Raw genomic sequence first — 18,093 nt, forward strand, 5'->3', positions numbered from 1 at the left:
TTTTTACGCCCTTTCTTTTTTAACCCCAGTCATGAGCAAGCCAAGTTCAGTTTCATTGGTGGTTTCAGGTTTAACTTTTCCAGCTAATTGTCCATCGTGTAAAACTAAAATTCTGTCTGAGAGTTGCATAATTTCATCTAATTCATAAGAAACTAGGAGAATTGCTTTACCATTGTCACGTTCATGGAGAAGCTGTTTGTGAATATATTCAATCGCACCAACGTCCAGTCCTCGTGTAGGCTGAAAAGCAATAATTAGATCACTGTTAAGATTTAACTCTCGAGCAATGATTACTTTTTGTTGATTACCGCCCGAAAGTTCACCTGCTGCTAAATTTTCATTGGTGGTACGAATATCAAACTGTTTGATTAATTTTTTAGCATGTTGATGAATCTTATCAAAGTTAATAATTCCATGCTTAGAAAATGGAGAATGGTAGTAATTCTTTAGAACTAAATTTTCAGCGATAGGCAATTGAAGAATGAGGCCATATTTTTGACGATCGGCAGGAATACTAGATACACCGAGCTGCGTAATTGTGCGAGGTGATCGATTAGTCATGTCCTTACTTTTGATTTTTACTTGACCACTTTCTACATGGCGCAAACCAGTTAAAGCTTCAACTAGTTCGTCTTGACCATTCCCATCGATTCCTGCAATTCCTACAATTTCTCCACCATGAATATCAAAGGACAATCCTTTGACGGCCAAATTCCCACGATTTTCTTTAACTTTTAGATCTTTAACTTGTAATATTTCAGGTCCAAGCTGAACAGGTTGTTTATGGAGAGTCATTTCAACATGGCGGCCCACCATTAATTCAGCTAGTTTTTCATCGCTGACATTCGCAACTTTAAAGTAGCCTACACTTTTTCCAGCGCGAATAACAATTACTCTGTCAGCAACAGCTTTAATTTCTTCTAGCTTATGTGTAATTAAAATAATAGATTTTCCTTCTTTGGCGAGACCTTTAAGGATTTGAATAAATTCAGTGATTTCTTGAGGAGTTAAAACCGCAGTGGGCTCGTCAAAAATCAAAATATTAGCACCACGATAAAGGACTTTTAAGATTTCTACTTTTTGTTGCTGAGCAATAGTGATGTCTGAGATTTTGGCATCTGGATTAACCCTTAAACCATACTTTTTAGAAAGGGCAAGTACTTCTTCGCGTGCTTTTTTTAAATTAAGCAGGGGTCCATTGGTAGTTTCATGACCAAGGATAATATTTTCTAGGACTGTAAAAGAGTGGGCAAGCATAAAATGTTGGTGAACCATCCCAATTCCTAAATTCTTAGCGACAGTTGGATTTTTGATGTTTACTTTTTTACCTCTAACTAAAATTTCTCCGCTTGTTGGTTCAAGAAGGCCAGATAAAATACTCATTAAGGTGGATTTTCCAGCACCATTTTCTCCTAAAAGTGCTAGAATTTCACCTTTTTTAAGTTCAAGATTAATACCATTGTTAGCTTTAAAACCATTAAAGTCTTTAACAATATTGGCCATTTCGATGACATTTTGTTGTTCGTCCATAATTTAGCCTTTCTATGTTTATAAAAAAACTCTCCGACTCAAAGCGAAGAGTTTTTCTCGTTAAAATTACTTACTTTGAAGGTGAGGTAGCAACCTTGATCTTGCCATTAATAATTTGAGTACGAGCTTTTTGAATTGCTGTCCAAGCTTTAGCATCTAGGTTACCTTTGGTGATTGAAACACCGTTTCCTTTTAAGCTGTAAACTAAATGCTTACCACCTGGGAATTTACCCTTGTAAGCATCATTAGCAATACTCTTAGTAGCAACGTTTAAGCCCTTTAATACAGAGGTTAAAGTGAAGTTGGATTTTTGACCACCTTTAGCAGTATAGTTACCGAGATTTGATTGATCTACATCAACTCCAATTACCCAAACCTTATCTTTTACAGGACGAGTTTGGTTATAGTCCTTAGCTTCTTGGAAGACACCGTTTCCAGCATTACCAGCTGCTTGATAAATTACGTCAGCCTTATCAGCGTACATCGATTGAGCAATTGATTTTGCTTTATCAGTTGAAGTGAAATTACCGATGTATTGGGTTTGAACTGTGATCTTTTTGTGGAGAGCTTTAGCGCCCGCAGCCACACCTTGCTTAAATCCAGCTTCAAATAAATCGATAATTTGAGATTTGGCACCTCCAATAAACCCTACTTTATTTGTTTTTGTAGTGTAGGCTGCAGCTAATCCACCAAGATAGGAAGCTTGATTACTTTCAAAAGTTGCGGATGCCACATTCTTTTGACCATTTACAACACTATCGATAATTACAAAGTTTTTCTTAGGGTTCTTTTTAGCTGCTGCTTTAACAGGATCAGCCAGCATATATCCCACCCCAAAAATGGTTTGATAACCAGCACTCGCAGCTTGATTAAAGTTAGGAGTATAATCAGCAGCACCACTGGATTGGAAGTATTGATAACCACCTTTTCCTTGCTTGAGATCGTGTTCTTTGCCATAAGCTTTAAAACCTTCCCAAGCAGCTTGATTGAATGAATGGTCATCAACACCGTTAGAGTCGGTAATTAAGGCAATGCTATGTTTACTACTTTTACTACCGCCAGTATCTTGTTTTTTACCTGAACAAGCTGAAAGAGCAATTCCAACAGATGCCAAGATTGCACCGAATGATAAAATCTTTTTGAACTTTGTGTTCATCGTTTTTCCTCCATCAAATAATACGAACGATTTGTGTATTATAATATCAATATGTACGTATTTAGTCAAATAAAAATATTATATTTAGCTAATATTTGCAAAAATAACAGCAAAAAGCATACTATTTAGTTAGAACAAAAGACGAATGTTCACTATTTTGAATACAAAAAAACACGACCTTCATGATGAAAGTCGTGTGAACTATTCTGTAATAAAAATTACTTAACAGCTTCCTTTAAGCCCTTACCTGGCTTAAAGGCAGGAATCTTAGTTGCAGGAATATCAATTTCTGCACCAGTTTGTGGGTTACGGCCCTTACGAGCAGCACGGTTTCTAACTTCAAAAGAACCGAAGCCAATAAGTTGAACCTTTTCGCCCTTTGCAAGTGCGTTTTGGATAGCTGAAAATACAGCATCAATAGCTTGGTCAGATTGAGTCTTATTCAAATCTGTAGAATCAGCTACTTCTTTAATCAATTCAGCTTTGTTAATAGTTGCCATTTAAAATACCTCTTTCTGATTGACAATTTTGGAAAAACAATTACGTTTTTCCATAGCTACACTATTCTAACACAGTTGAGCGCTACGTAGAATAAGGTTGAGCCAAAAAAGTAATAAATAATACGGATTATTAAAAAACTCCCCTTTTTTAAAGGGGAGTTTGATCAATATACGGGATCTGGAGTTGATATTATGAATTGATATGGCATTTCGCCAGATAAAACAAATTTTTCATATAGCATTCTAATTGCTCGTGACATTGTCAAATGACAAGTTTGCAAAACTTGTTTGGCAGCAATATATGCGGAATTATTAACAGATTTTTGAATTTTTTTCTTTTTGTCATATTCACATACATTTTCTTCAAGAGCATTCAATGTTGCAATCTTTTGTGCGGTTTCTTCTTCTTTTCGTGTCATCTTCTTAAAGGGTAAGAAACGATTGTTTGCCAGAAAATGTACGAATCCATTAATAAAAGTTCCTTGGCTTAGTCCAATTTTAGCTAAACGCTTTTTTACAGCAAAAACTAAATCTGAATTGAGTGTTACATTAATTATTCTTGTGATAATTTGCATCAAAATATATCCTTTCAAAGGTTGTTACTTACTATTTTGTCATATACAAATCTAAAAATAAAGAACGTAATCATACTTTAATATTCTGATAACAGAATTAACATATTTTTGTGAAAGTCTAGAGCTTTAGGTGTTTTAAGGTTAGAAAAAGTTTGAAATTTTCACTTAATTTTATAGATATTATTTATCTTTTTCGCTGATTTGCTTGGCCATTTTATTCATTTTCTTTTGTGTGATAACCTGTTTGCGCTTTTCTTTAATTTGGACGGCTTCTTGGATACGAGGATCTTTTCTTATAATACTTATTCTATATCCTAAGGTAGAAGCAACTGTCAATACCCACACAAACCATTCTGAATGCCAGAAAATGAAGAAGACACTAGAAGCATCCTTTAATAAATCAATTACCAAATCAGAAGATAGGTCTTCAACATCAAGATGCTTGCCAAAATAAATTTGCATCCCAATATTAAGAGCAAAGATAAAGATCCAACCCACTAAATAAGTCCAATTGCGTCTGATTTTGATAATAGGGCGCCCATATTTATCGCTCTTTCCGTCATCTTTAATATTTACCCCGCGCGCTTGAAGCCAACCAATAAAGAGGCCAAGTGCGAATAAAAGCAGCGTTAATAAAATATCTTGCCAATTCATGTGGGTATTGATGGAAACAATCATCATAATGAAAGAATAGATTGGCAAAATTACCATTTCTTTACGAGTAATCTTTTCGTATTCAAACGTTCCTTTAATAAAGGGACGTAAAAGTAGGATTAGTAAAATTATTAGCTACATAATGTCCTCCAGAGCAAATGTAAAAGAGATCCATAAAACATTTCTTTTTTCTTATTATTCCATTTTCTCCATTATCTGGCAATTTAGCTTGTTATTAATTATAGCTACTTTAATTTTTCAGGCGCACCTACGAAGAGGTAATTAAGAAGCGCGATCGTCAAGAAGATGACGGCACTAATAATTACCCCAATCTAGCCAAAGTAACTTCAAGCATTAATTCCAATCAGGGTTCCTAAAGAACCACCTAAAAAATAGGAAAACATAAAAATTGAATTGTTCCGGCTGTTAGAATTCCGACTCAGTGATTGAATAATTGCTTGATTAGTAACTTGACTGAATTGAGTGCTCAAATCTAGAAGGATAATTCCAACCATCAATAAATAGATTCAATGAGTAAAAATACTAAATATGATATAGACGATTACTCCAAACCACCAACTAATAAGAATGTTAGTCTTAGGAGAATAGCGATCGACCATTTTCCCAATAAAGGGAGCAGCAAAAATCGATACGATTCCTAGTAGTCCCATACTTCCAGCTACAGCGCTATCATAATTGAAATATTTATCTAAAAGAAAAGCCAGCGTTGACCAAAACAGTTTGACAATTCCGAACATGCAGAAAGCGTTTAAAGCTGAACCGCGAAGATAGCGATACTTTTTAAAGAGTTTAGGAAGGGATAGGAGGATCCGAACGTAATTATAGTCTTTATTTGGAAATTGAGTAGAGAAGTGCTATTTCAGCCAAAGGAGGTATGGCAGATCATCCAAGATGAGAAAGTAAGAAATTCTGGACATCTTCAGTACAAGAAAATAGGCTGATAGTACGTGGTGGAAAATCAATTAATTCACTTGCTTGAAAGCGATGATCATTAGTTGTAAGTATTTTTGCCATTTGCAAGGGTAACATCGTCTGATAATCAGAATTAGCAATTACTTCTAAAAGGGTGTTAGTGTGACCAATTTGCTTAAGATCGTCAGAAAAATCAAAGATATTAAGTAATTGCTGGCTGACGGGACAATAACGCGACGCAATTAACAATTTGGAAGAAGTAATTTGTTTTAAAGAAAAGGCTGAAGGAAGAGCAGACTGGCTAGAAACTAAGGCAAATCCTTCTTGAAATAGTTTGTTTTCCAAAAATTCGCCCTCAATATCTGATTGGTTTTCCTCGTTAATGATGATGGTGTCAAGCTGACCGTCGTTGAAATACTTAACTAAATCAATCCCTTTAACAGAAATTTGGAGGTGTTTGATATCATTGAGATGTTGAGCGATAAAGTTAGAATAGTGATAGGCAGCAATATTGTCCAAGATGCCGATGCGTAGCAGTTCCCAGTTGATTTGAGGAGTAAGGCTGAGACTTTTTAGGTCATCCAGAAGGTACTGAGATTTATTTTTTAAGTTAAGACCAGCTGTTGTAAGCTCGACACCTTGGCTGTTGCGAGTAAAAAATTGTTGATGGAAGATTTTCTCTAATTGACGAATTTTTTACTAACGGTAGAAGGATCCAGGTAAAGATAATTACCTGCACGACTAAAACTATGGAACTGACTGACAGCGATAAAGATTTTGATGAGTTCAATATTAAGATTATTCATTGTTACCTCTTTTAGATAAGGAGTTTTAATATGGGAAAAATTAATCAATTTACAAAATGGGCACAAGATTTGCAAAGTATTGCCCAAGCTGGCTTGCATTATGGCAAAGATGTTTTTGATCGTGAGCGTTATGAAGAAGTAAGGAGAATCGCCGGCGAAATGATGCAAGCCAAAACTGGTCTTCCGCAAGAGCAAATAGAGACTCTGTTTTTAGGGGATGAAGGATATCAAACTCCAAAAATTGAAACGCGCGCAGTAATTGTAAAAGATGACAAAATTTTGCTTGTTCGCGAAAAAATGGCCCAGGAATGGTCACTTCCCGGGGGTTGGAATGACTATGATCAAACTGTAGCCCAGAATTGCGTTAAAGAAGCTCGAGAAGAATCTGGCCGAATTGTCAAGCCGATAAAATTGATTGCTGTTCAAGATCGAAATCATCACAATAAACCTATTTTGGCGACAAACGTTACGAAATTGTTCTTTTTGTGTGAGGAACTAGGTGGGGAATTTGTACCTAATGATGAAACTGATGCTTGTGATTACTTTAGTTTAGATAATTTACCGAAGTTGTCAATTGACAGAAATACTAAAGAGCAAATTGCGATGTGTTTGGCAGCAGCTAAAGGTCCTAATTGGAAAACTAAGTTTGAATAAATGTAAAAGGGGTGTACTAGATAATGTCATGGTGGCTGGAAATCCTGCTAAAGTTGTAAAAAAGTTGGATAAAGAGTAGGAAGGTGTTTTTCTTGACTGCTAACTTATGTCAATTTTTATAATGAAGATAAAAGGAGTGAAATATTATGTTAGAAAAAACTATTCGACTTGTAATTCCAGATTGGCAAGCAGGAGATAACCCTGTTTATGAATTGGGGGCTAAAGTATTAAAAGCTATTGCCCCTGAAAATAAAAATCAAAAGACGATTACAGTAAAAACAGTCCATAGCACTAAACCTCAAAAAATGGAAAATGGGGTTAAGGGACAATCCGCAATTTTGAAAAATCTTCAAAATACTAAAGAGGTTATTTTAAAAGAAAAGCCTGACAGCATTATTACTTTTGGCGGAAATTGTTTGGTTTCGCAACAACCGATTAGCTATCTGAATGGAATTTATGGCGAAAAGATGGGTGTAATTTGGATTGATGCGCATCCAGACATTTCAACACCCGATGTTTATTACAATGAACATGCGATGGTGGTGGGAAATTTGCTTCATTGCGGTGATTCGGTCATTCAAAAAGAAGTGGATCATCCTTTAAAGCCTAATCAAATTTACTATGCAGGCTTGCAAGAAGTAACACCAGCCGAAAAGGATCTCTTGAGTCAAGCTGGCGTAGAGTACAAAATCGAAGAGTCTCATGAATTGGATCCGGCTGAAGTCAGAAAATGGATTAAAAAGAACAATTTCGAATATCTTTATATTCACTTAGATGTTGACGTGATGGATCCTAGCCCATCAGTCTTTTATGCAACTTATTTCAATAATCCAGAGCTAAAGAAAATTCCAGAAAATGCGGCTAAAGGAAAAATTGAACGAGAAGCTATATGGCGCTATATTGGTGACCTTAGCAACGAGTTTGATTTGGCTGGTTTTACTATTGCGGAATACCTTCCATGGAGTGCGAAACAGATGCTAGATTTGATGAAAATGACGAGTATTTTTTAACAATTGATTTCTTTTAGTTTGTGAACGTCTTATAATTTAAGTGAGATTACTGAAAAGGAGATCAGTTATAGTTTAAGGGATAATCAATTTCATGATTATAGTTTTTGAGCTTGCCATACCTTAAATCATAATAATAAAAATGAATACTCTAGAGATTGTTTCATTAATTATATTAGTCATTTTAATTAGTTTTTGGTTCTATTATCATGAGCGCTTATTAAAAGCTAAAAAAGAAAATGAGAGATTAGTAAAGAAAGCACAAAAATTACAAGATAATAGCAATGACTAATTGTAAAATTTTGAGATAAAAACAGAAAAAACATTCATGACACGATGCATGAATGTTTTTTACTATTTCAGTGTTTTTAAGTTAATAATGAACGAGATCATATCCCCATGATACTCGACCTTGATTTTTCCTTTAAAAGTATGTACTAAGTCACGCGCCATAGAAAGACCAATGTACCATCAACATCTAGTTTTTCTACTGTCTTAGCTAAAATTAGATGGTAGGAGCGATAGCCATTTGCTTTAGCATTAGTAATGTAGTCTTTTTTCTTAATTATTTGAATGTCTGACATCTGTTTTAGCGAGTTGATACAAGTATAAATGTCATCGATAAAATTGCAGACAATTCGAATGCCGATACTATCGCGATTTTCTCTTAAGGCAGAATAAGGCGTCAAGGGTAAATTTTTCTTTTGACACTTTTGCTTCATACTATCTTGCGATTTAATTCGACCATTTAAGTGTTCAAATAGACTTTCATGATGCTGATTTTGATAATCAGAATTTAAGTCATTGATCCCTGTCATTAAGTCATCTAGTATTTCGTGTAGTGTAGGTTCGAAATCTCCGTAAATATTCAACATTAATCACCCTTTTCTATGGTATTTAATTATAAAAGGAAGAATTAGAAAAAAGTGTTAAGTAAAAGAAATTTTTCTAAAAAGTATGCTTTTAGTTTTAGTCCAAATTTGATGGATTAAGTAAGCTGAAGCAAAGGATAGTATCCATGTACTGGACCATAGGAAAATTAATGTGAGAAAGGGATGGATATAAGCAGTTGATTGTAAATGGAGAATTTGCCAAAGTAATTCGCTCCAAAATACATTTGATAAATAAGCGCGATAAGCGTATGTCGCTAAGAAATGAAAGATATGTAATTCTTTGATTTTGTGGTTTTTTACTTGAAAGAGGCAAAAAGCGCTAATTAAGGCAATAACTGCTAAACAATAAAAAGTCATAGATGGTTTATAATAAGGAGCATTATTAAAATTAACAGGATGGCCAAAAGATTGAAATTCGAGATTTGTCCAGATAAAGCAACTCGCAAATAGCAGTGCAAAAACACTGCAAAATTTTGTAAAAAATGAATTTACATATGTGTGAAATTTCCAAGCGAGCATCCCGTATACACCATATATGAAGAATGAAATAAAGATGCGATCTAATAAATACCAATCTTTAGCGTGAATTCCGTGAAAGACATAATAATCATAAAATAAAAGCCAGCCAAAATAGATAATAAAAGTGAAAATTGCTACCTTAATTCCGCGCTTAGGGCTAGTCATGGCTTGACTTAGCTGCCAAAAGAGTGGCATTAAAATAATGAATTGGAGCATCATTGTGTTGTACCAAAGATGGGGAGCGGCATTACCATTAATGAATTGCCAGCAGAACGACGTGAAATTATAGTAATGATTTACTTGTTGCAAATTCGGCATAATTAATAAATAAATCAAGGTCCACCAAATAGTTGGTACAAAGAGATTCTTCCAGCTACTTTGATAGTAAAGTTTAGGATTGAATGTGCATTTTAGGTCATGGATTCGAATAGTTGTGTAGAGGATGCCAAAGATAAAAGCTGGGGCAGTGTATTTGACCAAATTATATAAAAGTCCAAATATATCTTGAATTGGATTGGGTTCTTTAGGCGTCATGATCATTGCCATGATGGGTTGGGACATTACAGCTGTGCAGGCAAAAACTTTTAGATAATCACCAATATCGGCAATTTTGAAACTAGAATAGTTATATTTTTCCATATAATCCTCCAAAGTGTTTTTCTGAAGAAAATTGTAACACGCTTTCAATAAGGAAAATAAAAACAGATCAGGTATAATAAAAAGAATATAAGATAGAAGGACTTTCAAGTTTTAGTTGACGCACTTACTACGATCCTGTATATTTATTAACAACAATAATTTCACACACTATGAGTAGAAGAGTAGCTTGCAGCTAGTTTAATTCAGCGAGCCTGGCGTAGTGAAAGCAGGTTTAAATTTGTGTAGGTGAAAGTAATCTATGAGTGACTAAGGCGACCAGGAGGAAGTTTTAGACGGGAGTGCCCGTTACTGCACCAGCGTATCTGAGTTTTCACGTACGCGTAAGGCATTATTAGTGATAATAATGTAAATAAAAGGTGGTATCACGCAAAGGGCGTCCTTTAGGCAATTCGCTTAAGGGATGCCTTTTTTCATGGTGAAAAAACGGGAAGGGATAGAAATAATGAAAAAATCGAAATCGTTTCGACAAACATTAGTTATTGCATCATTGATTTTTGGAATGTTATTTGGGGCTGGGAATTTGATTTTTCCAGTACATCTCGGTCAATTAGCGGGTAAAAATTGGCTCGCAGCGAGTAATGGCTTTTTAATTTCGAGTGTGCTTTTACCGTTAATGGCGTTGATAGCGATTAGTATTACCCATTCACAAGGTGTTTTTGATTTGGCTAAACCTGTTGGATCAAAGTATGCTCTCGTTTTTCTAGTGTTAATTCATATTACTCTTGGACCGCTTCTAGCAACTCCTAGAACAGCAACTGTGCCCTATACAATTGGAATTGCACCATTTTTACCAGCAAATTTAGATAAAGTAGGTCTAGTCATCTTTTCAGCAATATTTTTTGGGATTGTATATGGTTTGTCAGCGACAGAAGCTAAGGTTACTGATTTAATTGGGAAAATCTTGAATCCGATATTCCTTGTTCTCTTATTTTTGATTTTCTTCTTGGCTTTCTTAAATCCAATGGGAGCTGCGAAAACTGCTCCGGTGACCAGTGCATATACGACAAATGCTTTTACGAATAGCTTTTTACAAGGCTATAATACTATGGATTGTTTGGCTGCTTTGGTCTTCGGTATCACAGTAATTACGGCCATTCGTGAGATGGGCTTTAAACAAGAAAAAGAAGTTGCGATGACTACCGTTAAAAGTGGTCTCGTGGGTATTTTGGGGATTGCGGTGATTTACATTTGCTTAATTTGGTTAGGTGCAACAAGTTTGCATGACTTTAAATTAAGTTCAAATGGGGGAACAGCATTATCTCAAATATTCCATCGTTATTTAGGTATTGGAGGGGATGCACTAATTGCTGTTTTAACTACTTTGACTTGTATTACAACAGCAATGGGATTAGTAGTGGCATTTGCGCAAGATTTTCATCAACGCTTTTCTAAAATTTCTTATAAAACATTTTTAGCAATTAATTGTTTCCTTTCATTCGTAATTGCTAATTTGGGATTAGATATGATTATAAGTTGGTCAAAGCCAGTTTTGATGCTTCTATATCCATTAGCAATTTCATTGGTTATCTTGGGCATTCTTTCACCTTTATTCAAAAATGATCCAATTGTTTATAGAGTAACCACTGCATTGACGTTGATTCCGGCGATTTTTGATATGATTAATGCATTGCCAGATGGATTGCGGTCAACTGCTTTTATTCAAGAAATTTTGACTTATGCTCAACATTACTTGCCGATGTTTGATATTGGCTTTAGTTGGGTAAGTTTCAGCTTAATAGGATTGATTGTTGGATTGGGAATTCATTTCTTGAGAAGACAGAATTCTGCAGTAGTAGAGGAATAGTTGCACCAAATTCCATAAATAACATCTACACAAAAAGACGAGGGAATCCTCGCCTTTTTTCATTTAAAAAATTTTTTCTATAGCTTAAAAGTTAGCTTTTCTAACGTAAGTATCCTTAGAAACCCGGTAGAAATCTTTACCATGTAACTTAATTACTTTACCGTAAGTTGCAACCTTAGTGTTCTTCTTAAGAAGCTTCTTGCTTGCGCGCTTGCCGGCTTTGGTGTAAGTGTAAGCATTCTTCTTCAAAGTGCGCTTAGTGCCGTCAATGTTAACAGTTCTGATGAAGCTGTTTTTACCAATTTGGTAGTAACGCTTGCCTTTGATAGTCTTAGTACCTAAAACCTTAACGGTGGCACCGAGCTTGATAGTCTTTTTGCCAACACGCTTGCCTGATTTGTTATAAACGTAAGCATTAGCCATGACAACTTTCTTGCTGCCCTTGGTATTAGTAGTATCAGTGTCAGTCTTTTCTTCGTCAGTTTTATCAGTGGTATCAGTAGTTTGATTATCTTTGTTTTCAGTTTGGCTGTCCTTATTTTCTTCAGTAGATAATTTGCCTAAAGTAACGTCAGCTTTTTCTGACATTGTTTGGCCCATTACATTGAGGGTGAATTCAATGCTGCCTTTACCTTCTTTATAAGCGGAAGCTGGAAAGACAAGATCGAAGCTTGAACCGTCAGTAGCAACGTTTTCTTTTGTGCCTTCAGCGCCGTTCAAGGTAACAGATTCAATCATCTTTGAAATGTCTTGGCCTTTAGTCATTGGTGACTTAGAACCATCAACGTGAAGGCTTAAACCAGTAACTTTGCCATCCTTAGTAGTAACTGTTGCGCTGTCGCCAAAAAATTGGGCAGCTTCAGATGGGGTAGTCGTGCCTGCTTTAGTAACGGAAAGGGAAACAGTTTGCTTTTGATCTTGGGTGCTGATTACCATTACATCGTTAGTGGTATCATCTGCTGCAAAAGCAGGTACAGCAGTGGCAGTAGTAGTAATACCAGCTGCAGTTAAAGACAAGGCAGCTAAAATGACTTTAGTACTTTTTTTCATGGAATTAACTCCTAACTATTTGAATAAATATATTACTTTTATATTATAGTTCAAAAAAGTAAAGCGGTTACGTTATTTTTTATTTTATATAAATAACAGCTTTTTTAAACTTGTAACCGTTTGCTTTAGTTGGTATAAAAATTTTATAATAGGTAAAAAAGTGGAAGAGAAGGTAAATAAGAATGAATAAAAATTTTATCAAGGTTCTAGTAACAACCACCGCGGCCATTAGTCTAATGGGAATGACAGCGGATTCATCAATTAATCAACCTCAAATTGTAAAGGCAGCCCAAGCTTCGCAAAAGAGTGTCAGCATGCTTGTTTATAAATATAGTGCTAACCACACTAGTCGACAAAAATCAATGGCGCGTGGCTTCGTGGGTACTAAAGCTCATGTAGGAGTGAAAAATGGAAAAATCACTAAGCTGATTGTCCATGTAGATGGAAAAAATAGCCCTTTAGGAAAAGGTAAAAATGTAGAAAGTATTATTCGCAATTTAAAGATTAATGGAATTAGTGGTAAGAAAGCCAATATCACGAAGAATCATTCCAGTTTTGATTTTGTTTTTCCAGCTAAGGCTTTTCAAAATGACTCATGGAGTAAAATGAAAGTGACTATTAATTTTGGTGGCAAAATGACTGAAGATGCTTGGATCAAGTTCGGTAAAATAGGCGGGATCAAAACTGCTGCTACTCCCAAAACTAAGGCAGTTTCACATAAAAAAGTGAGTAAGAAAGCAAGCCATTAGTAAAAATCAGGCTTTTTCTGAAAGTAAACATATCCAATATATAAAATATGTAGTATATAAGAAATATCATAGTGGAGTTTCTGCTGCCAATAACTTTTATACCCATAAAGCCAAGGTGGTAAAGCAAAAATCTGGTTACAAAGTCACTTTAACTATCAGAGTTAAACATGGATTGGTAAAATTTGAACCGTTATCAATGTCAGTGGGGAGGATTCTTGATCGAACTTTTACCCATCAAAATGGCAAAGATATTTGGACTTATACTTTTCATATTAGTTCTATTAAGGTGCTTGAGCATGAAATTTCGGGTAGAGTACGTTTAAGCGTTCCGATTGCGAACATTCATCAGCGGACTTTTGAAGTTTGGTTTAGTTTTGGTAAGCTTGATTTAAGAAAAGGCACAATTATACAAAAACAAAGTGCCATTAGTAATGAAACCGAGTCCAAAACTTCTATCTCCCGGGATTCAGCGAGCACAACTAGTTCAAAAACATCCACTGCTGCGACGCAGGCGCCTTTAGCTGAAGAAGCTGCTACCAAACCAGAAAAAGCAGAATCTCAAGCTGCTCTGCCTAGTAAAAAGGCCCTTGCTAAATATGATGTTTTGCCTAAAGATAAACAGCCCACGTATGCAGATGTGGTACTAATTAAATATCCAATTTTGGAAGAAGTAATTATCTTTATCGTTTTAGCGGGAGCGATTGTTGGAGTGACCTTGTTTTTGTCGAAAAAAGTTAAGAAAAAGGAGGAGAGGTAATGAATAAATTTGTAAAATTTGGATTATTCTCCTTTTTGCTGTTTTTTATCTGTCTGTTTTCTGCAGAGACGGTTTTAGCTAAAGATGTAAATTACAAGACTTATAAATATGGGACTTCCCAAACTTCAATGGCTGATGGTTACTATGCTCGCCCAGCTAAAGTTGTGGCGGACGGAAATCGCTATTTAGTCACAATGACGATTCGCACCAAGCATAACTTGAGTCCGTGGCCGGTAAAAGTAAACACCATCAATGGGCAAAGCCCTTTGAAGATTACTAAAACGCGTCATGGAACTGATTATGATTATAACTACAGTTTTTATGCCGACAATCTTGACCACAAAATCTCGAGTTCGATTAGCATTGATGTGCCCAAAGTTTACAAGGCCGATCACCAAATTTCGTTCCTGTTTGATCAAAATTTGCCTGCCTTAAAGAAAACGGATAAAACTCCGACCAAGGACAAAGTACCACCTACTAAATTAGCGAGCACTTCTCATCCTAAAAGGGATGAAAGTAAGAGTGGTCAGAAGACACAAGATCCAGATGCACTAATTAGTCAGGCAAAGAAGCAGTCAGAAGCAGTGAAGAAAGAAGAAGGGGATCTGGCTGCTCAGCGTTTAAAGCAAAATCAAAAAAATAGGCTTGATAATGAACATAACGAGCGCATGTTTTATTATGTGATGCTCGGAGGGATAATTTGTTTAATTATCCTTATAGTAGCATGTGTCTTCTTCGTATTAAGTGTAAAGAATAATAAAAGGTCAAAAAACAAAAAATGAAATCACATAAAGGATTAATTATTGGCTTAATCATTTTCCTATTGGTATTAGTAGGGGGAGGATTTACAGCTAAACATTTTATTGATAAAAAGGTTGCCGATAATCAAAAGATTGTGGCAACGAGTGCGGCAATCGTGGAAATCTTTGATAAATTGAATCTTAATCTGGCTGCCGTGCCCAAGACGCAGACTAAACTCCCAGCTCGTTATCAAAATGTTCCCAAAATTGGTAGTCCAATGAATCCCAGTGTTGAAAAAATTGCTTCTCTAAATCCCACTCATGTTTATGCGGTTTCAACACTTAAAGATCAATATGGGGCAGCTTTCAAGAAGCAAAGTGTTGATGTCACGTATTTAAAATTAGATTCAGTAAATGACTTAAAGTCAACTCTTAACAATTTAGGCAAAGAGTACTATCGGACGTCCGAAGCGAATACTCAAATTAATAAGATCAATATCGCTGTTAAAAAGGTGAAGGCACGCATTCATGGTCGAAAGCCAAAAGTTTTAGTTTTAATGGGCTTACCAGGTGCTAATTATATGATTTTGACCAATAAGTCTTATGTTGGTAATTTAGTTCAAATTGCTGGTGGCGAAAATGTTTATCATTCAAATAATCAAATCTATCTTTCTCCTAGCAATGAAAGCTTAGCAACAAAGAATCCAGACGTGATTTTACGATTAGAACATGCGCTGCCAAAGGTAACTCTGCCTCAGTTTAAACGAGAATTTAAGACTAACTCACTATGGAAGAAAATGCTCGCGGTTAAAAACCATCGCGTTTATGACTTGCAGCAGCCTGATTTTAATGCTTCGGCGAATATGAATGTCCCAATTGCCTTGAATAAAGTAAGTCACTGGCTCTATCCGGAGAAATAAGAATGAAAAAAACTATTATTACCTATTTTGCGCTCATTGTTTTACTAGCAGCGACCTTCTATTTTGCTTTAACGCATGGCGCCAGTAAGGTTTCGTTTACAAATTTAATCAACACGCAATTAAATGTTTTATTTAATATTCGGCTTCCGCGGATATTTTCGGACTTAGTAGCGGGTGCCGCTTTATCGGTAAGTGGGGCCTTTTTTCAGGCAAGTTTGCGCAATCCGATTGCGGATCCTGGATTTATGGGAGTCTCGACAGGGGCAAGTTTATTTGAAATTGTATTTGCCTTGATTTTTCCCAGCATGTTTTTAGGGAAAATCTTCTTTGCCATTTTGGGCGGCTGTTTTGCATTTTTACTTTTAGTTCAGTTCCAAATTAGAATGAATCCTTATAAGTTAATTATTGTTGGAGTGGCACTCGATGCAATTTTTAGTGGGTTAATTTCAGTGATTGCTCCTGAAAAAAATGCTGGGATGTCGCTCGCTACCAGTACCTGGACGACGACAATTTGTTTAGGCATTATTGGGATCATTGGGATTATTGGTGCTTTGTTTCTATCATCATGGGCAAATTATTTAAAGGTGAATGATGAAGAATTGAGCTCTTTAGGCTTATCAGCACAAAAGATGCGGCTGATTTTACTTCTTTTGGCAACGATTTTGGCTTCGGCTGTGACTGCCAGTGTGGGCGTACTAGCTTTTATCGGAATTATTGTTCCTCATCAAGGAAGATTTTTAGTAGGTCATGATTATGACAAATTAATTCCATTTTCGATTATTGCAGGAAGCTGGTTTTTGCTATTTGTCGATACGGTGGGAAGAACAATCATTGCTCCTGATGAAATTGCTGCCAACGTACTCTTAGCAATTATCGGGGGGCCTGTCTTGATTGCCATTTTGGCTAAAGAAAATCGAGGTAAAAGTTATGATTAAACTCGAAGGCGTGAGTTTTGCGTATGGAGATTATCCGACGGTGAGGGACGTGTCTTATGAATTAAAAGACCATCAAATTACGACCTTAATTGGACCTAATGGTTCTGGAAAATCAACTTTATTTAAATTACTGACGCGAAGCTTAAAGCCGAATAAAGGCCAGATTTTATTAAATAGAGAGGATATTTGGACTTATCCCCCTAAAAAATATGCTCAAAATGTCGCCATTGTTCATCAACAAAATCAAATTTATGATCAGATTCAAGTAATTGATTTAGTTAGAATGGGCCAGATCCCTTATGAGGATAATTTTAAAAACAGTGATCGGTTGACTAAAATTCTTGATTATTTGGAATTGAGTGATTTAAAAAATAAAGATCTTAGTTGCCTTTCTGGAGGCCAGAGACAGCGAGTTTGGCTTGCAGTGGCTTTAATGCAAGATCCAGAATATTTATTTTTAGATGAGCCCACTACGTATCTTGACCTACATTTTCAATATAGTTTTTTAAAACTTTTACGACGTTTAAATAAAGAACAGAATCTGACAATTTGTATGATCTTGCATGATTTAAATGAAGCTCTTGAGTTTAGTGATCGAAGTGTTCTTTTTAATCACGGTGAGATTGTTGCTGAGGGAAGAAGCGAAGAGATTTTAATACCTGAATTGGTTGATCCGATTTTTAATATCAATTCTGAACTGATTGAAACTAAAACTGGTAATTATTTGCGTCAATATTGAATTAAAAAGGATTTTCTCAAAAGAACCATCTTAGAGAAAATCCTTTTTATTGTTCTGTTTGTCTTTTGAAAGCTTCTTTTTCTTTTTGCTTTACTAAAATTGTGTCAATTACATCTGAAAGCTTAATACTATTGAGTTTAGCTTTAGCTGCAACTTCAGCTTGATTGTAATATTCTTTTAGAGTTTCTTGGATATTGCCACCCACGATGCAGTCAGGATTAGTTTTATAATCAATTTGAAAAAGTGGTTTATTTTTTTCAACTACTAAATAAACATCCAATAATGAAATTTGATCAGTAGCTTTAGCTAATTTAGGATCAGGGGTGCCATGAGTAGTTTTAATTGCGAAAAATTTATGCTGCTGAAGGTGATGGCGCAGAACTTGCTTCAATGTATAAAGGTGGAGCGATGGGATATTTGCATGGAATGAGTGACGCTTTTGCTCATATTACTGGCCATGAACCGGAAGGGATGGAGCATTTTTTAGCAAGAAATTATCAAGAAAATTAAAT

The 18,093-nt window shown here is 35.6% G+C and carries 20 protein-coding genes, 1 pseudogene and 1 other annotated feature; of the genes and pseudogenes, 10 read left to right on the forward strand and 11 right to left on the reverse strand.

The window, feature by feature from the left end:
- Positions 1 to 3: 3 nt before the first annotated feature.
- The 7 genes from KBW87_RS08790 to KBW87_RS08815 form a co-directional block, all read right to left on the reverse strand.
- The gene (locus KBW87_RS08790; RefSeq protein WP_057811503.1) at positions 4 to 1,530 is read right to left on the reverse strand and encodes an ABC transporter ATP-binding protein; all 1,527 of its coding nucleotides are present in this window, start codon (positions 1,528 to 1,530) and stop codon (positions 4 to 6) included.
- 70 nt (positions 1,531 to 1,600) lie between these two features.
- Positions 1,601 to 2,686 (reverse strand): BMP family lipoprotein, encoded by a 1,086-nt coding sequence (locus KBW87_RS08795; protein WP_057811500.1) that lies wholly within the window; start codon positions 2,684 to 2,686, stop codon positions 1,601 to 1,603.
- Positions 2,687 to 2,904: 218 nt separating this feature from the next.
- Positions 2,905 to 3,186, reverse strand: a complete 282-nt coding sequence (hbs, locus tag KBW87_RS08800) for a non-specific DNA-binding protein Hbs (RefSeq protein ID WP_057811497.1) — start codon at positions 3,184 to 3,186, stop codon at positions 2,905 to 2,907.
- Positions 3,187 to 3,350: 164 nt separating this feature from the next.
- Positions 3,351 to 3,761, reverse strand: a complete 411-nt coding sequence (locus tag KBW87_RS08805; RefSeq protein WP_057811495.1) for a hypothetical protein — start codon at positions 3,759 to 3,761, stop codon at positions 3,351 to 3,353.
- A gap of 180 nt (positions 3,762 to 3,941) precedes the next feature.
- The gene (locus tag KBW87_RS08810; RefSeq protein ID WP_236695287.1) at positions 3,942 to 4,472 is read right to left on the reverse strand and encodes a hydrophobic protein; all 531 of its coding nucleotides are present in this window, start codon (positions 4,470 to 4,472) and stop codon (positions 3,942 to 3,944) included.
- A 470-nt stretch (positions 4,473 to 4,942) separates the two neighbouring features.
- Positions 4,943 to 5,245, reverse strand: coding sequence for an MFS transporter (locus tag KBW87_RS09660; RefSeq protein ID WP_338108172.1), 303 nt, complete (start codon positions 5,243 to 5,245; stop codon positions 4,943 to 4,945).
- Positions 5,246 to 5,318: 73 nt separating this feature from the next.
- The gene (locus KBW87_RS08815; protein ID WP_236695285.1) at positions 5,319 to 5,867 is read right to left on the reverse strand and encodes a hypothetical protein; all 549 of its coding nucleotides are present in this window, start codon (positions 5,865 to 5,867) and stop codon (positions 5,319 to 5,321) included.
- A gap of 317 nt (positions 5,868 to 6,184) precedes the next feature.
- On the opposite strand from KBW87_RS08815, the gene KBW87_RS08820 reads away from it, so the two are divergent.
- The gene (locus KBW87_RS08820) at positions 6,185 to 6,808 is read left to right on the forward strand and encodes an NUDIX hydrolase N-terminal domain-containing protein (protein ID WP_057811493.1); all 624 of its coding nucleotides are present in this window, start codon (positions 6,185 to 6,187) and stop codon (positions 6,806 to 6,808) included.
- 146 nt (positions 6,809 to 6,954) lie between these two features.
- On the forward strand, positions 6,955 to 7,818 hold the full coding sequence (locus KBW87_RS08825) for an arginase family protein (RefSeq protein WP_057811491.1): 864 nt from the start codon (positions 6,955 to 6,957) through the stop codon (positions 7,816 to 7,818).
- Positions 7,819 to 8,252: 434 nt separating this feature from the next.
- On the opposite strand, the gene KBW87_RS08830 is transcribed toward KBW87_RS08825, so the two are convergent.
- Both KBW87_RS08830 and KBW87_RS08835 read right to left on the reverse strand, forming a co-directional pair.
- Positions 8,253 to 8,690 carry a GTP pyrophosphokinase gene (locus tag KBW87_RS08830; RefSeq protein ID WP_304665547.1) on the reverse strand — a complete coding sequence of 146 codons (438 nt, stop codon included), beginning with the start codon at positions 8,688 to 8,690 and terminating at the stop codon, positions 8,253 to 8,255.
- Between the two features lie 54 nt (positions 8,691 to 8,744).
- On the reverse strand, positions 8,745 to 9,866 hold the full coding sequence (locus KBW87_RS08835; RefSeq protein WP_255807332.1) for an acyltransferase family protein: 1,122 nt from the start codon (positions 9,864 to 9,866) through the stop codon (positions 8,745 to 8,747).
- A 161-nt stretch (positions 9,867 to 10,027) separates the two neighbouring features.
- Positions 10,028 to 10,271: a binding site (T-box leader), on the forward strand.
- Positions 10,272 to 10,329: 58 nt separating this feature from the next.
- Between KBW87_RS08835 and brnQ the strand changes: the two genes are divergently transcribed.
- The gene (brnQ, locus tag KBW87_RS08840) at positions 10,330 to 11,691 is read left to right on the forward strand and encodes a branched-chain amino acid transport system II carrier protein (protein WP_057811487.1); all 1,362 of its coding nucleotides are present in this window, start codon (positions 10,330 to 10,332) and stop codon (positions 11,689 to 11,691) included.
- A gap of 84 nt (positions 11,692 to 11,775) precedes the next feature.
- Here brnQ and KBW87_RS08845 read toward each other — a convergent pair whose 3' ends face one another.
- Positions 11,776 to 12,741, reverse strand: coding sequence for an SLAP domain-containing protein (locus tag KBW87_RS08845; protein WP_083478890.1), 966 nt, complete (start codon positions 12,739 to 12,741; stop codon positions 11,776 to 11,778).
- A 182-nt stretch (positions 12,742 to 12,923) separates the two neighbouring features.
- Here KBW87_RS08845 and KBW87_RS08850 point away from each other — a divergent pair, with 182 nt between their 5' ends.
- The 6 genes from KBW87_RS08850 (at position 12,924) to KBW87_RS08875 (ending at position 17,581) form a co-directional block, all read left to right on the forward strand.
- Positions 12,924 to 13,490, forward strand: a complete 567-nt coding sequence (locus tag KBW87_RS08850; protein ID WP_057811484.1) for a hypothetical protein — start codon at positions 12,924 to 12,926, stop codon at positions 13,488 to 13,490.
- A 115-nt stretch (positions 13,491 to 13,605) separates the two neighbouring features.
- Positions 13,606 to 14,247 (forward strand): hypothetical protein, encoded by a 642-nt coding sequence (locus KBW87_RS08855; protein ID WP_057811482.1) that lies wholly within the window; start codon positions 13,606 to 13,608, stop codon positions 14,245 to 14,247.
- A complete protein-coding gene (locus KBW87_RS08860) occupies positions 14,247 to 15,029 on the forward strand; it encodes an NEAT domain-containing protein (RefSeq protein ID WP_057811480.1) in 783 nt (260 codons plus the stop codon). The genes KBW87_RS08855 and KBW87_RS08860 overlap by 1 nt, the downstream gene beginning before the upstream one ends.
- On the forward strand, positions 15,026 to 15,907 hold the full coding sequence (isdE, locus tag KBW87_RS08865) for a heme ABC transporter substrate-binding protein IsdE (RefSeq protein ID WP_057811479.1): 882 nt from the start codon (positions 15,026 to 15,028) through the stop codon (positions 15,905 to 15,907). The genes KBW87_RS08860 and isdE overlap by 4 nt, the downstream gene beginning before the upstream one ends.
- A 2-nt stretch (positions 15,908 to 15,909) precedes the next feature.
- Positions 15,910 to 16,842: a FecCD family ABC transporter permease gene (locus KBW87_RS08870; protein WP_057811477.1), complete on the forward strand. Its 933-nt coding sequence runs from the start codon at positions 15,910 to 15,912 to the stop codon at positions 16,840 to 16,842.
- Positions 16,835 to 17,581, forward strand: coding sequence for an ABC transporter ATP-binding protein (locus tag KBW87_RS08875; RefSeq protein WP_057811475.1), 747 nt, complete (start codon positions 16,835 to 16,837; stop codon positions 17,579 to 17,581). The genes KBW87_RS08870 and KBW87_RS08875 overlap by 8 nt, the downstream gene beginning before the upstream one ends.
- 46 nt (positions 17,582 to 17,627) lie before the next feature.
- On the opposite strand, the pseudogene KBW87_RS08880 reads toward KBW87_RS08875, so the two are convergent.
- Positions 17,628 to 17,924: pseudogene (locus KBW87_RS08880) on the reverse strand (Rrf2 family transcriptional regulator); the annotation flags it as partial.
- Between KBW87_RS08880 and KBW87_RS08885 the strand changes: the two are divergent.
- On the forward strand, positions 17,924 to 18,091 hold the full coding sequence (locus KBW87_RS08885) for a hypothetical protein (protein ID WP_236695289.1): 168 nt from the start codon (positions 17,924 to 17,926) through the stop codon (positions 18,089 to 18,091). The pseudogene KBW87_RS08880 and the gene KBW87_RS08885 overlap by 1 nt on opposite strands.
- The last annotated feature ends 2 nt before the right edge of the window (positions 18,092 to 18,093 follow it).

This window comes from Lactobacillus intestinalis, from assembly GCF_024397795.1.
GTDB lineage: Bacteria > Bacillota > Bacilli > Lactobacillales > Lactobacillaceae > Lactobacillus > Lactobacillus intestinalis.

Excerpts from the sequence above, each read along its gene's own strand:
- KBW87_RS08845 (WP_083478890.1), bottom strand. The coding sequence starts at position 12,741 with ATGAAAAAAAGTACTAAAGTCATTTTAGCTGCCTTGTCTTTAACTGCA.
- KBW87_RS08810 (WP_236695287.1), bottom strand. The coding sequence starts at position 4,472 with ATGGTAATTTTGCCAATCTATTCTTTCATTATGATGATTGTTTCCATC.
- KBW87_RS08830 (WP_304665547.1), bottom strand. The coding sequence starts at position 8,690 with ATGTTGAATATTTACGGAGATTTCGAACCTACACTACACGAAATACTA.
- KBW87_RS08870 (WP_057811477.1), top strand. The coding sequence starts at position 15,910 with ATGAAAAAAACTATTATTACCTATTTTGCGCTCATTGTTTTACTAGCA.
- KBW87_RS08825 (WP_057811491.1), top strand. The coding sequence starts at position 6,955 with ATGTTAGAAAAAACTATTCGACTTGTAATTCCAGATTGGCAAGCAGGA.
- brnQ (WP_057811487.1), top strand. The coding sequence starts at position 10,330 with ATGAAAAAATCGAAATCGTTTCGACAAACATTAGTTATTGCATCATTG.
- isdE (WP_057811479.1), top strand. The coding sequence starts at position 15,026 with ATGAAATCACATAAAGGATTAATTATTGGCTTAATCATTTTCCTATTG.
- KBW87_RS08860 (WP_057811480.1), top strand. The coding sequence starts at position 14,247 with ATGAATAAATTTGTAAAATTTGGATTATTCTCCTTTTTGCTGTTTTTT.
- KBW87_RS08875 (WP_057811475.1), top strand. The coding sequence starts at position 16,835 with ATGATTAAACTCGAAGGCGTGAGTTTTGCGTATGGAGATTATCCGACG.
- KBW87_RS08805 (WP_057811495.1), bottom strand. The coding sequence starts at position 3,761 with ATGCAAATTATCACAAGAATAATTAATGTAACACTCAATTCAGATTTA.
- KBW87_RS08790 (WP_057811503.1), bottom strand. The coding sequence starts at position 1,530 with ATGGACGAACAACAAAATGTCATCGAAATGGCCAATATTGTTAAAGAC.
- KBW87_RS08835 (WP_255807332.1), bottom strand. The coding sequence starts at position 9,866 with ATGGAAAAATATAACTATTCTAGTTTCAAAATTGCCGATATTGGTGAT.
- KBW87_RS08795 (WP_057811500.1), bottom strand. The coding sequence starts at position 2,686 with ATGAACACAAAGTTCAAAAAGATTTTATCATTCGGTGCAATCTTGGCA.
- KBW87_RS08850 (WP_057811484.1), top strand. The coding sequence starts at position 12,924 with ATGAATAAAAATTTTATCAAGGTTCTAGTAACAACCACCGCGGCCATT.
- hbs (WP_057811497.1), bottom strand. The coding sequence starts at position 3,186 with ATGGCAACTATTAACAAAGCTGAATTGATTAAAGAAGTAGCTGATTCT.
- KBW87_RS08820 (WP_057811493.1), top strand. The coding sequence starts at position 6,185 with ATGGGAAAAATTAATCAATTTACAAAATGGGCACAAGATTTGCAAAGT.